This window comes from Rhodococcus sp. 05-2255-3B1 (genome assembly GCF_002258545.1).
In the GTDB taxonomy this organism is placed as follows: Bacteria; Actinomycetota; Actinomycetes; order Mycobacteriales; family Mycobacteriaceae; genus Rhodococcoides.
Genome location: NZ_NOZC01000046.1, coordinates 118,081 through 130,563, shown reverse-complemented (window position 1 = coordinate 130,563; position 12,483 = coordinate 118,081). Strand labels below are relative to the sequence as shown.

Below are 12,483 nucleotides of genomic sequence, written 5' to 3'. Positions count from 1 at the left end.
ACGACAGGCTAACGCATCGAAGACCGGCCGGTCCACAGCTGCCGTCACGCCCGTCGGACAGTCGAGAAATAGAACGCTGCCCGACGCCGTTGCACATCGATGTGGCTCTTCTGCCGCGTGCTCGACGAACGAAAGGCTGGCCCCAACCGTGTCCGTACCCTTGTCCATCCTCGATCTCGCTCATGTGGGCGAGGGCGAAACAGTCCGCGACAGCTTCGATGCAAGCGTCACTCTCGCTCAGCATGCCGAGAACTGGGGATACCGACGCATCTGGTACGCCGAGCACCACAACATGAAGACGATCGCGTCGTCGGCCACGTCGGTGCTCATCGCGCATGTCGCTGCCAACACCGAGCGAATCCGGCTCGGATCCGGCGGGATCATGCTTCCCAACCACGCGCCGCTGACCATCGCCGAGCAGTTCGGCACTCTGGCGACGCTGCACCCGGGACGGATCGATCTGGGTCTCGGCCGCGCCCCCGGCAGCGACCAGGTGACGATGCGGGCGATGCGGCGAGATCCCGCGTCGGCAGATCGCTTTCCCCAGGATGTCCAGGAACTGCAGGGCTACCTGTCGGCGGAGTCCCTGATTCCCGGAGTGAGCGCGACTCCCGGCGCGGGTACCGAGGTACCGCTGTACATCCTCGGGTCCTCGCTGTTCGGCGCGCAGCTCGCGGCCGCACTCGGCCTGCCCTATGCTTTCGCGTCGCACTTCGCACCCGACGCCCTCGAGCAGGCCGTCGAGATCTATCGGCGAGACTTCCGACCGTCCGCGCAACTGTCGGAGCCGCACCTGATCGTGGGTGTGAACGTGATCGCGGCCGATTCGATGGCCGAGGCACAGGCTCAGTTCCTGCGCACCAAGCGCAGTCGCGTCAGCCTGCTGCTCGGCCGCGGCCGAACCTTCACCGACGAGGAAGCCGACATGGTCCTCGAAGCGCCTGCGGGCCAACAGATCGCGAACATGACCAAGTACTCGGCGGTGGGCACTCCTGACATGGTGAAGGACTATCTCGATCGATTCGCCGAACGCACAGGGGCGGACGAGCTGATCGTCGCGTCCGGTGTGTCCGACCGCGCGTCGTGGCTTCGCTCGTTCGAGTTGCTCGCACAGGTCAGCGATCTGGTTCCTGCCTGAGAGCTGCGCACGTCGCAGGTGGATTCCGACGACCGGTTGATTGTCGCAGCGATGTCGTAAGGTTTGGACACCGATGCCCACTGGGGCGGGCATCGGCACGCGAATCGTACGTATCCGGGGGGATCTTCATGACACACGCCGACAGCCGTCCATCGGCCGGCATTGTGCCACCGCGCACGGCACCTGCCGATCCGACACAATCGCCCACCGCGCCGGACGCGAGTCGGCGGGCATCGGGCGCACAGTCCGTCTTCGCGCAGGACGTCTGTCGGGTGACGGTGTTGGCCAGGTCCACGCAGGTGGACATGGCGCTGCCGATCGACGTTCCTGTCTCCCTTCTCGTTCCGGGAATCGTCGACATGATTGCGGCGGCGGGAGTGGAGCCTGCGGAACGACCCGGGAGAGCGGGAGTGGAGCCCGCGGAACGACCCGGGAGAGCAGGAGTGGAGCCCGCGGAACGACCCGGGAGAGCGGGAGTGGAGCCTGCGGAACGACCCGGGAGAGCGGGAGTGCGGCCTGGTTCGGGAGGCGGTGTGCCGAGCGACGGGGATCCCGTGTCGGACGGGTTGCCGGTGGCGTGGACGCTTGCGCGGATCGGGTTTCCACCGTTGTCGCCGACTGCGACGTTGGCCGAGCTGTCGGTGCGCGACGGGGAGTTGCTCGTGCTGGGTGTGGCCGAGCGGCCCGCTCCGGTTCCCCTGTTCGACGACCTCATGTATTCGGTTGCACGGTCGGGTAGTGACGATGTTCGGCAGTGGACTGCGCGTACGGCGCGCACGGTGGGTTCGGTCGTCACCGGTCTGTCGGTGTTGGTGGCATGCGCGGTCCTGGTGCGGGAGCCGATCCGTGCGGGAGCCGAGCATGTCGGCAGTGTCGTCGAGGGATTCGCTGCCGTCACTGCGTCGATTCTCTTCGCGATCGCGGGGGTGATTCTGGGGCGGGTGTACGACCAGTACGCCGTCGCTGTCGTCTTCGGCGGATGTGCCGTAGCGCTGATCTTCACCGGCGGAACTGTGCTGGTACCCGGGCAGTTCGGTGCGGCTCAGCTGATGCTGGGTTCGGCCATGGCGGGCGCTGTGGCTCTGCTGTCCCTTCGCATCGGCGGGACCGGGTTCGCACTGTTCACCGCTGCGATCGTGCTCGCAGTTCTGACGTTCGCCGCGTCGGTGTGCGCGCTTTTCACCACCGTGCCCCAACCGTCGATCGGCACCGCGGTCGCTCTCACCGGCCTGGCGGGAATTGCGCTCTCTGCCCGGGTGTCGATGATGCAGGCCAAGTTGCCGCTTCCACCGGTTCCCACCGCGGGAGCACCGCTGGACACGGTCGAGGAAGCCGAGCTCGACGCGATCTCGTTCGCGGATCTGCAGGCCTCCGCAGCTGTGGCGCGTAGCTGTCTGTCCGGCCTGCTGTCGGCGTTCACTGTCGCTGTCGTGGCGGGCGTGCTGGTTGCGGCAGCAGCCGATTCCGACGGCGGCGTGCGGTGGCCGGGGGTCGCGCTCGCGGCATTGTGTGCGCTCGTCCTGCTTCTGCGCGGACGCACCTATGCGGTGGTGACGCACGCAGTTCCGTTGGTTGCAGGGGGAACGACGATTCTGCTGGCGCTGTCGATCGGTGCGCTCGTTGCGTTGCCCGAACACGCGCTCGCCCTGTTCGGTGCGGCACTGGCCGGCGCGGTGACGGCATCGATCTTCGGAGCTTTCGTGCCCACACGCACGTACTCGCCGGTGATGCGGCGGTCGGCCGAACTGCTGGAATACGCGGCCATCGCCCTGGTCATTCCGATCGCAGTGTGGGTGTGCGGTCTGTACAGCGTCGTCCGCGGGCTGTGACACCGCGCCGGCAGCGAACGATCGTCATCGCGACGTTCACTGCTCTCGCCCTGTTTTCGAACGCGGTCATCGGGGTGTATCCGGCAGGTGCCGAACGTCCGGTGATCGACCCGTTCCAGCTGCCTCCGCCGAGTCCTCCCGGCCCTCTCGAACCCACGGAACAGAAGAATGCCTGCGCCCTTCCGTCCGCGGCGATCGACGCCCAGGACGTGCCGACCGCGCTGGAGGCGCTCGACTTCGCATCGGTCTGGCCGATCACCCGTGGGGCAGGTCAAGTGGTCGCCGTCATCGACACCGGAGTCACCGCTCATCCACGCCTACCGGGTCTGATCGCCGGCGGTGACTACGTCAGCGCAGGTGACGGGTTGTTCGACTGCGATGCGCACGGGACGATGGTCGCCGGCCTGATCGCCGCACAGACCGCACCGGGCAGCGGATTCGCCGGAGGCGCACCCGATGCACGAATTCTGTCGATTCGTCAGTCCAGCAATGTCTTTCAGATCGTCGACAACAGGTCGGAGGAGGAGCAGGCGGGCGAGCCGGAGAACGCCGCCGGCTACGGCAACGTACGCACGATGGCCATGGCCATCCGAACTGCGGTGGACGCGGGGGCCTCGGTCATCAACATCTCCGAGGTCGCCTGCGTGCCCGCCGGAGGCGGTGTGCCCGACGGTCCGCTCGGTGCGGCCGTGCAGTACGCCGTCCGAGAGAAGAACGTCGTCGTCGTTGCAGCAGCCGGTAATCTCGGCAGCGCGGCCTGCCGGGCCCAGAACCCGATGACGGACCCGCTTCGGCCCGCCGCGGACCCGTGGGCCTCCTTCGCGACCATCGCGACTCCGGCGTGGTTCGACGACGTGTTGACCGTCGGTTCGGTCGAATCGGATGGCACACCGTCTTCGTTCAGTCTGGGCGGTCCATGGGTCGACGTCGCGGCTCCTGGTTCGAATATGACCTCACTGTCGCCGACGGGCAGCGGACTGGCGAACGGCACCCGGGGCACCGATGGCGTCGTTCCCATGACCGGAACGAGCTTTGCCGCACCGCTCGTTGCTGCGGTGGCGGCGCTGGTGCGCGCCTACCGCCCCGAGTTGTCGGCGCTGGAGGTGGTGGACCGGATCCAACGAACGGCGCATGCGCCGGCCGAGGGGTGGAACCCCCTCGTCGGCCACGGCATCGTCGATCCGCTTGCCGCGGTGACCGATTCGGTGACGCCTGCTCCCCTGTCGGTGCCTGCGGACAGTGTCGCGATGACTGCTCCGTTGCCACCGCCTGCGCCGGATAATCGCCCGCGGACCGCAGCGGTCACCGGTTCGGTGCTGGTGGCGGTGATCCTGGCGCTCGGGCTCGCCCTGTCGGTGCCACTGCGCCGCGGTGGATCCGATTGAACCGGCGCTACTTCGTCGGAAGTGCGGCGGCCCGCGGGTCGGGGCCGACTCCGTCGTGCATCGTCAATGCCTGTCCGCGCCCCAGAGTGGGCCCGCTGCCGAGCAATTGGAGGATCTGCCATGGTGCGGGTGCCGGCGGTCCGAACCCCAGCGCCGACGCGGCCTCGGGACCATCGACGCCGTAGCGCACTCCGGTGTCGGCCACGAAGAAGACGCTGCCCTGGCGTGTACTCGACGTCGAGATGCCGGTACTGCGTACGAACCCGCCGCTACCGGGTGCCAGATAGACCTGGTCGACGGCGTCACCGCCCCCATCGGCCTGAGCCAACGCAACCGGTAGTGCACCGGTCTCGAGCGGCAACCCACGGCCGGCGGACTCGACCAGTCGAGCAGACGGTCCGCCGTCCGCCACTGCGAGCGGCTCCCACGTCAGGCAGCCCACAGGACGCTCACCGGTATCGACTATCTCGGGAGTGGTCGCCGGGAACGTCGACACCTCCAGTCCGGACGAGGTTGTGGGTGCGTCAGCGAGCAGGTCGGGATTGACGGCTGCGATATCCGGACTGCCCTGCGAATCGGTGAATTTGATGAGCAGGGCCGCTGTTTCGTCGATCGCCTGGATTCCGTCCTCGAGTACCACGTAGTACTGGACGTCGCGCCCGGCGACCTTGACGACCGAACCGATCGTCCGCCCGTCGAACGGGAACGCGGGAGCCTCACCTGCTCGGGGAACGAACGGTGCTGCGATGGGTGGTGATTCGGGCACGGAGTTGAGCAGACCCGTACTGACCGGGGACGGTGTCGCGTCCTCGAGTCCGAGTGCGCGGACCACCGCCCTGTTGTTCAGGTCGACCGGCGATCTGGTGCCGTCGTGCACGAGATACGCAGTGCCGTTGGATGTCCAGAGGAACGCCTCGGACTCGGCGAGCGCAGCTGTGCTGTCACCGTAGCGAGGATCGCCCACCAGCACCGTCGTCGAGGTGACTCCTGCGATCGGGTCGACGGTGTCGCAGACGGTCCACGACTGCGCGTTGCCGTCGCCGTCGTGCGGCAGCGCAGACGGTGCACCGGGAATACCCACCAGTGCGCCGCGAGGTCGTGACGACAACTCGGATTCCTGGACCGTCGACGGATCGTCCGGCTTGCCGACGATCAATCGAGCCGATGCGAGATTGAGCACCGGATGGAACACGTCGTCCACTTTCACGAACATCGCGCCCGAGTCCTTGCCGACCACGATCGATGCGTCGCCGATCTTGTCCTGTGGCCGAAACAGTGCCAGGGCAGCGCATCCCGCCAAACCGATGCAGGCGATGACGACACCCACCAGCAGCGCTCGCGTCTGCGACCTCATCGGATCGTGCAGCATTCGAGCGTCGCGCCTGATCAACGCGTGTTCCATCCTGCGAACGAGGAAGCGGTAACCGCCGACCTGCCACTTCGTTGTCGGCGTCGACGCCACGATTCCTCCCCAGGACTGTGCAGACGACCCGATCCCCATTCGGGTCACGCGACACAGTACAGTTCGTCCGCACACCTCGGCGACCGTGTTGCGGTCGTCGATGGCTCTGTGACCTTCGGGGGGAGGGTTTCGATGAGGCGTACCGATTCGGCAGGGCGTAGGCGAGCCGCCGTTCCTTTCGTCGCACCGACGGTTCGGCGGGTGATCGTGGCCGAGACCGCGGCCGTGGCGATCGGTCTGCCGCTGTTCGCGGCGCAGATGCGGCCCTGGGCGGTGCTGCTCGTCGCTGCGGCGGTGGCGCTCGTTCCGTTCGTGGCGATCCGGCGCAGATCGGTCGTCGACTGGGTTCGGTCCATCTGGCGGCTCCTCGCCGATCGTTCCCCCGCTGTCGGCGTCACCACGGAACACACCGGCACCGCAGACGGCCCGGTCGGGGTCCATTGGCAGCGCGACACCGTCACCTGCACCCTCGAGATCGTCCCGCCCCGGCACTCCACCACGGTCCTCGGCAGGGCGAGCGCCGCTACGCAGCACGCACTTCCCGTCGATGCTTTGGCGTCGTGTCTGCGGCAGCACGACATCGAGGTCCGCGCGATCGACGTCGTCGCACTCGGCTGCCGCAGCTCGGCAGGTTCGGTCGCCACCGAGGTCTACGAGGGACTCGTCGGTCCGCTGCCTGCGGTAGCGGTGCGAACCGTCTGGGTCGCAGTGACTCTCGACCTGCGCGCGAATGCTCGGGCGATCGAGGTCAGAGGTGGAGGGAGAGCCGGAGCCGCCCGTACCGCTGTCGTTGCGACCACGCGGGTCCTTCGCGCTCTGCACGCCCACGGTCTGTCCTCGCGACTGTTGACGGGTTCCGAGCTTCGGTCGGCCGTGTTGCACCTGTGCCGAGGGGTCGGTATCGACGATCTGACCCAGACATGGTCGACAGCACCCCTGCCGGGTGCGTCGAGCACGGTGTTCGGAATCGATTGCAGCGCAATCACTGCCGAGGACATCGCCACCCTGTGGGCAACACCGTCACTCGGAACGACGATGTCGTTCCACCTGCAGCCGACCCGCGACACCGGGAAGGTGCGCGTGCGTGGGTCGTGCAGTTTCTCCGCCCGGACACCGATCACGAAGCCTCGTGTACACGCGTTGACCTCGATGAGCGCAAGTCAACGCGACGGCATCCTCGCACAGCTTCCGTTGGCCATACCCGTACCGAAGTCGTTGTCTCCCAGCCGAGTTCTCGATATCTCGTCGGTCGACGAGTTGTTGCTACCGGTGAGTGGCTGCGGCCAGCTGCTGGGATCCGACGCCGGCGGACACGGCGTCGCGGTCCGGCTGTTCGGACCGGGTCTGAGTCGGGTTCGGGTCGTCGGAGAGCTCTACCTCGCTCAGCAACTGCTCTTCCGCGCCATCGCCACCGGCGCCAGAATCCTCGTCCGCACCGACCGCCCCCATGCCTGGCGAGCGCTCCTCGACGCCATCGGTGCTCCCGATCGACTACTGGTCGACGGCACCACGTTCCGTTCCCGCCCGTCGTACGACGTAATCCTCACCGACTTCGCCGACGGTTCGGCACCCCTTGCGCAACAGGAACTTTCGGGCGTCACCGTGATCTCGTTGTCCGAGCACGTGCCGCGGATCGGCCACACCGAGCAGGAGCGAAGCACCCCGCGACCGGAACCGGATCTGACGATCGTCCAGCCCCATGCGTCGGGTGATCGAATTCGAGTCCGGTCCGGTCCACTCGACGTCGAGTTGACGCTTGTCACGATTCCTCAGGAGACGGCGTTCATCGGCCGGCCCCGGAGCCTGCGCCCCGCCGTGCGTGCTTGACCGATTCTCAACCGGGGTAGTCGGCCCGCCCACGAGCGCCTGCCACCGCGTCCGCCCACCACTCGAGCTGGTCGAGAAGACGCCCGAGGCCGTCGACGGCGGCTGCGTCGTCGATCCGTCCCGACTCGTCGAACCGCTTGCGCACCCGATGCAGCGACACGACGTCTCGGACGGAGACCATGTGCAGTTCGGCGGTGATCTGGCGTAGCTGTTCGGTGGCTCGAATTCCCCCGCCGAGCCCACCGTACGAGACGAATCCCACCGGCTTGCCACGCCACTCGTACTTCACCGTGTCCAGGGCGGTCTTCAACGCACCGGGCACGCCGTGGTTGTACTCGGGGGTGACGAACACGAAGGCGTCGGCGCCGCCGACGGTCCTGGTGAAGCGCTCGGAGTCCTCGCACGGAACGAGCGAGTTCGGCAGATCGAAATCGGCCAAGTCGACCTCGACCACCTCGACGGTGGCGCGTTCGGCGGCAACACCTCGAACCCAGGAAGCGACGGTCGGGCCCACTCGACCGGCGCGCACACTACCGACGACGACGGCGAGCTGTATCGGCTTCATCGCTCCGACAGTAGACCCGGGGGCGTTCGGTCAGCCCTCTCCCCCACAGCAACCGGTGATCGCCGATCTCACCTCGCGGGTGGCCGCGTTCCGGGCGGCCAGTTCGTCGGCCGGTGGATAGTCGACTCGAACCAAGGACAAGCCGTGCGCCGGAGCCACGGCCACCTCGCTCGCTCTCTCGCGGCGCGTCAACAGCGACTGCGCCCAGTCGGGAGTTCGCCGACCTTCCCCCACGGCCTGCATGGCACCGACGAGACTGCGGACCATCGACCAGCAGAATGCGTCGGCACTGACGTACGCGGTGAGTCGATCGCCGTCGCGCTCCCAGTCGAACCGCTGCAGTTCTCGAACGGTGGTCGCCCCGTCACGTCGCTTGCAGAACGCGGCGAAATCGTGCAGACCGATCAATCTCGCGGATGCCTCCTGCACCGCACCGAGATCGATGGGCCTCGGCCACGAGACGACACCGGCCACGTCGAGGGGGTCGACGCCGTAGAGCGCCGTGCCGAATCGGTACTCGTAGTGCCTGCGGTACGCCGAGAACCGCGCGTCGAAATCAGAGGAGACGGTGCTGATGGCTCGCACTCGAACATCGGTGGGCAGAAACCGGGCCATTCGCCGGACCAGCCTGTCGTGATCGTCCGAAACGTCGACGGCATCGAAGTGCGCCACCTGACCCGTTGCGTGGACTCCCGCGTCGGTTCGGCCCGCCACGGTCAGCTCGATCGGCTGCCGCAACACCGTGGTGAAGGCTTCCTCGAGCACTCCGCAGACGGTGCGGATGCCCGGTTGACGCGCCCACCCGGAGAAGTGCGTGCCGTCGTAGGAGATGTCGAGCCGAAATCTGGTCGGTACCGAAAAAGCGGGCCCGCCTTCCCCTGAGGGAATGGCGGGCCCGCTTCGATCGTGCTCGGAGCTCAAAAGGACTAGTCCTTCTTTGCTTCCTCGGCCTCGGGGGCGTCCGACGCGTGTGCGTCGTTGTCCTCGATGCCGTCGATGACTGCGTCGGCGTTGGCCACCTCGGCGTCGGTCGCGTCGGCTTCGACAGCCTCGACGACGTTCTCGTCGGTCGCGTCCTCGGCCGGAGCCTCGGTTGCGGCGGGAGCAGCCTGCGAAGCCTTCACGCGGCGTGCGCGATCTGCCTCGTTGGACACCGTCTGCTCGTTGACGAGCTCGATGATGGCCATCGGCGAGTTGTCACCCTTGCGGGGGACGGTCTTGATGATGCGTGTGTAGCCACCGTCGCGATCGGCGAAGAAAGGCCCGATCTCGGCGAACAGCTTGTGCACGACATCTTTGTTGTTGATCGTCTTGAGAACCTCACGACGATGCGCCAGGTCACCCTTTTTGGCGTGGGTGACGAGCTTCTCGGCGTGCGGACGAAGGCGCTTGGCCTTCGACTCGGTGGTGGTGATGCGGCCGTGCTCGAAGAGTGACGTCGCCAGGTTGGCCAGGATGGCCTTCTGGTGCGACGCCGACCCGCCGAGACGGCGGCCCTTGGTGGGCTTGGGCATGATGAATCTCCTAGTAAGAGCTCCAGCGAGCTGATTACAGCTGTTCTGTCTCGGCGTAGTCCTGCTCGGCACCTTCGGTGTCGCTGAAGGAGCCGGCGTCGGTGTCACTCCACGTGCCCGTGGTGGCGTCGTAGCCAGGCACGGTGCTCGGATCGAACGACGCGGGGCTGTCCTTGAGGGAGAGGCCGAGCGAATGCAGCTTGACCTTCACCTCGTCGATGGACTTCTGCCCGAAGTTACGGATGTCGAGCAGATCGGACTCGGTACGACCAACCAGCTCGCCGACGGTGTGAACACCCTCGCGCTTGAGGCAGTTGTAGGACCGGACGGTGAGGTCCAGATCCTCGATGGGGAGTCCGAAGGAAGCGATGTGATCGGCCTCGGCGGGCGAGGGTCCGATCTCGATGCCTTCTGCTTCGACGTTCAGCTCACGGGCGAGGCCGAAGAGCTCAACCAGGGTCTTGCCCGCCGAAGCGAGCGCGTCCCGCGCGGTGATGGAATTCTTGGTCTCCACATCGAGAACGAGCCGATCGAAGTCGGTGCGCTGTTCGACGCGGGTGGCCTCCACCTTGTAGGTGACCTTGAGCACGGGCGAGTAGATCGAGTCGACCGGAATACGGCCGATCTCGGCACCCGATGCCTTGTTCTGAACGGCGGGGACGTAGCCGCGACCGCGCTCGACGACGAGCTCGATCTCCAACTTGCCCTTGTCGTTCAGGGTCGCGATGTGCAGATCGGGGTTGTTCACCGTGACGCCGGCCGGAGGCACGATGTCGCCTGCGGTCACGGCGCCTGGGCCCTGCTTGCGGACGTACATGGTGACCGGTTCGTCTTCTTCGGAGCTCACCACGAGGCCCTTGAGGTTCAGGATGATGTCGGTGACATCTTCCTTGACTCCGGGGACGGTGGTGAATTCGTGGAGGACGCCGTCGATACGGATGCTGGTGACAGCAGCGCCGGGGATCGACGACAGCAGGGTGCGGCGGAGCGAGTTGCCGAGTGTGTAACCGAAGCCGGGCTCGAGCGGCTCGATGACGAATTTCGAGCGGTTGTCGGCGATGACCTCTTCGGTCAGCGTCGGGCGCTGTGAAATGAGCATTGTGTGTTCCTCCTGTACGGGCGTCCGCTATTTGACGCCCACGTGTGGAGGCGAAGACGCATGTGAGCCTCGCGGGGAGACTCACATGCGTGCCGCGCCTTACTTCGAGTAGTACTCGACGATGAGCTGCTCCTGGAGCGGCACGTCGATCTGTGCGCGCTCCGGCAACCTGTGAACCAGGATGCGAAGACGGTTGGGAACGACCTGCAGCCACGGGGCGACGGGACGGTCGCCGTAGCTTTCGCGGGCGATCTGGATCGGCAGTGTCTGAGCCGACTTCTCACGGACGTCGATGATGTCGTACTGCGAGACGCGGTAGCTGGGGATGTCGACGCGCTTGTTGTTCACCAGGAAGTGACCGTGCGTGACCAGCTGACGGGCCTGACGACGCGTACGTGCCAGTCCGGCGCGGTAGACGACGTTGTCGAGACGACTCTCGAGGATGGTCAGCAGGTTCTCGCCGGTCTTGCCGACGGTCCTGTTGGCTTCCTTGTAGTACAGACGGAACTGCTTCTCCATGACGCCGTAGGTGAAGCGAGCCTTCTGCTTCTCCTGCAGCTGGAGCAGGTACTCGCTCTCCTTGATCCGCGCGCGGCCGTGCTGGCCGGGCGGGTAGGGACGACGCTCGAACGCCTGGTCGCCTCCGACGAGGTCGACGCGCAGACGACGCGACTTGCGGGTGATAGGACCGGTATAACGTGCCATTTTCTAAACCTTTCCTTCCCGCTAGACCCGACGCCGCTTGGGCGGACGGCAGCCGTTGTGCGGCTGAGGGGTGACATCGGAGATGGTGCCGACCTCGAGGCCAGCGGCCTGAAGCGAGCGGATCGCGGTCTCACGGCCGGAGCCGGGACCCTTGACGAACACGTCGACCTTCTTGACGCCGTGCTCCTGTGCCTTGCGCGCAGCGTTCTCGGCTGCGAGCTGTGCGGCGAACGGAGTCGACTTGCGCGAGCCCTTGAAGCCCACGTGTCCCGAGGACGCCCACGAGATGACGTTTCCGGCGGGGTCGGTGATCGACACGATCGTGTTGTTGAACGTGCTCTTGATGTGCGCAGATCCGTGCGGGACGTTCTTCTTGTCCCTGCGACGCGTCTTCTGCGCCTTCTTCGGACCGGTACCGCGTGCTTTGGGGGGCATTACTTCGCCTTCTTCTTGCCGGCAATGGTGCGCTTGGGTCCCTTACGGGTACGCGCATTGGTCTTGGTGCGCTGTCCACGGACGGGCAGACCACGACGGTGGCGAAGACCCTGGTAGCAGCCGATTTCGATCTTGCGGCGGATGTCGGCCTGAACCTCGCGGCGCAGGTCGCCCTCGACCTTGAGGGACTCGTTGATGTAATCGCTGAGCTTGCGCAGATCGTCGTCGCCGAGATCCTTGCTTCGCAGGTCGGGGCTGACGCCCGTCGCTGTGAGGATTTCCTTCGAGCGGGTACGGCCGACGCCGTAGATGTAAGTCAGTGCGATCTCCATGCGCTTTTCGCGCGGCAGATCCACACCTGCGAGACGTGCCATGTGGCATTTCCTTTTCTTGTCCGGAGGTCTGCTCCCAGTCCGTCCCCTGTGTCCTTCTCACCGCTGGGGTGTGAAGCGTCTTTCAACAAACTCAGTGGGGCCCCGGCCTCCGTGCCGGGGGTATGCCGCAACGCGTGTGTCGCGGTTGGT

The 12,483-nt window shown here is 66.3% G+C and carries 12 protein-coding genes; 4 read left to right on the top strand and 8 right to left on the bottom strand.

Going from position 1 to position 12,483, the window contains the following annotated elements:
• The first annotated feature begins 148 nt into the window (after nt 1–148).
• From CH249_RS27140 to mycP, 3 genes are all read left to right on the top strand, one after another.
• On the top strand, nt 149–1,138 hold the full coding sequence (locus CH249_RS27140) for an LLM class flavin-dependent oxidoreductase (RefSeq protein ID WP_032397521.1): 990 nt from the start codon (nt 149–151) through the stop codon (nt 1,136–1,138).
• Between the two features lie 128 nt (nt 1,139–1,266).
• Entirely contained in the window at nt 1,267–2,967 is a 1,701-nt protein-coding gene (gene eccD / locus CH249_RS27135; RefSeq protein WP_094683660.1) for a type VII secretion integral membrane protein EccD, read from the top strand.
• A 50-nt stretch (nt 2,968–3,017) separates the two neighbouring features.
• Nucleotides 3,018–4,352 (top strand): type VII secretion-associated serine protease mycosin, encoded by a 1,335-nt coding sequence (gene mycP, locus CH249_RS27130; protein ID WP_094683680.1) that lies wholly within the window; start codon nt 3,018–3,020, stop codon nt 4,350–4,352.
• A 7-nt stretch (nt 4,353–4,359) separates the two neighbouring features.
• Here the strand turns inward: mycP and eccB are convergent, their stop codons facing one another.
• On the bottom strand, nt 4,360–5,853 hold the full coding sequence (gene eccB / locus CH249_RS27125) for a type VII secretion protein EccB (RefSeq protein ID WP_230597029.1): 1,494 nt from the start codon (nt 5,851–5,853) through the stop codon (nt 4,360–4,362).
• Between the two features lie 93 nt (nt 5,854–5,946).
• On the opposite strand from eccB, the gene eccE reads away from it, so the two are divergent.
• The gene (eccE, locus tag CH249_RS27120) at nt 5,947–7,641 is read left to right on the top strand and encodes a type VII secretion protein EccE (RefSeq protein ID WP_094683659.1); all 1,695 of its coding nucleotides are present in this window, start codon (nt 5,947–5,949) and stop codon (nt 7,639–7,641) included.
• 7 nt (nt 7,642–7,648) lie between these two features.
• Here the strand turns inward: eccE and CH249_RS27115 are convergent, their stop codons facing one another.
• The 7 genes from CH249_RS27115 to rpsM all read right to left on the bottom strand — a co-directional run bounded on the left by CH249_RS27115 (nt 7,649) and on the right by rpsM (nt 12,333).
• Nucleotides 7,649–8,206 (bottom strand): NADPH-dependent FMN reductase, encoded by a 558-nt coding sequence (locus CH249_RS27115; protein WP_032397525.1) that lies wholly within the window; start codon nt 8,204–8,206, stop codon nt 7,649–7,651.
• Between the two features lie 30 nt (nt 8,207–8,236).
• On the bottom strand, nt 8,237–9,127 hold the full coding sequence (gene truA / locus CH249_RS27110) for a tRNA pseudouridine(38-40) synthase TruA (RefSeq protein WP_094683658.1): 891 nt from the start codon (nt 9,125–9,127) through the stop codon (nt 8,237–8,239).
• A 5-nt stretch (nt 9,128–9,132) separates the two neighbouring features.
• On the bottom strand, nt 9,133–9,720 hold the full coding sequence (rplQ, locus tag CH249_RS27105) for a 50S ribosomal protein L17 (protein ID WP_032397527.1): 588 nt from the start codon (nt 9,718–9,720) through the stop codon (nt 9,133–9,135).
• A 34-nt stretch (nt 9,721–9,754) separates the two neighbouring features.
• On the bottom strand, nt 9,755–10,819 hold the full coding sequence (locus CH249_RS27100) for a DNA-directed RNA polymerase subunit alpha (RefSeq protein WP_008718222.1): 1,065 nt from the start codon (nt 10,817–10,819) through the stop codon (nt 9,755–9,757).
• 99 nt (nt 10,820–10,918) lie between these two features.
• On the bottom strand, nt 10,919–11,524 hold the full coding sequence (rpsD, locus tag CH249_RS27095; RefSeq protein WP_032397528.1) for a 30S ribosomal protein S4: 606 nt from the start codon (nt 11,522–11,524) through the stop codon (nt 10,919–10,921).
• 21 nt (nt 11,525–11,545) lie between these two features.
• Nucleotides 11,546–11,959 carry a 30S ribosomal protein S11 gene (rpsK, locus tag CH249_RS27090; RefSeq protein WP_027496331.1) on the bottom strand — a complete coding sequence of 138 codons (414 nt, stop codon included), beginning with the start codon at nt 11,957–11,959 and terminating at the stop codon, nt 11,546–11,548.
• A complete protein-coding gene (gene rpsM, locus CH249_RS27085; protein WP_008718227.1) occupies nt 11,959–12,333 on the bottom strand; it encodes a 30S ribosomal protein S13 in 375 nt (124 codons plus the stop codon). The genes rpsK and rpsM overlap by 1 nt, the downstream gene beginning before the upstream one ends.
• Nucleotides 12,334–12,483 lie beyond the last annotated feature (150 nt).

Bases quoted from the DNA above. Each gene is read 5' to 3' on its own strand.
- eccD (WP_094683660.1), top strand. From the start codon at position 1,267: ATGACACACGCCGACAGCCGTCCATCGGCCGGCATTGTGCCACCGCGC.
- rpsD (WP_032397528.1), bottom strand. From the start codon at position 11,524: ATGGCACGTTATACCGGTCCTATCACCCGCAAGTCGCGTCGTCTGCGC.
- rpsK (WP_027496331.1), bottom strand. From the start codon at position 11,959: ATGCCCCCCAAAGCACGCGGTACCGGTCCGAAGAAGGCGCAGAAGACG.
- CH249_RS27100 (WP_008718222.1), bottom strand. From the start codon at position 10,819: ATGCTCATTTCACAGCGCCCGACGCTGACCGAAGAGGTCATCGCCGAC.
- eccE (WP_094683659.1), top strand. From the start codon at position 5,947: ATGAGGCGTACCGATTCGGCAGGGCGTAGGCGAGCCGCCGTTCCTTTC.
- eccB (WP_230597029.1), bottom strand. From the start codon at position 5,853: ATGGGGATCGGGTCGTCTGCACAGTCCTGGGGAGGAATCGTGGCGTCG.
- rplQ (WP_032397527.1), bottom strand. From the start codon at position 9,720: ATGCCCAAGCCCACCAAGGGCCGCCGTCTCGGCGGGTCGGCGTCGCAC.
- rpsM (WP_008718227.1), bottom strand. From the start codon at position 12,333: ATGGCACGTCTCGCAGGTGTGGATCTGCCGCGCGAAAAGCGCATGGAG.
- CH249_RS27115 (WP_032397525.1), bottom strand. From the start codon at position 8,206: ATGAAGCCGATACAGCTCGCCGTCGTCGTCGGTAGTGTGCGCGCCGGT.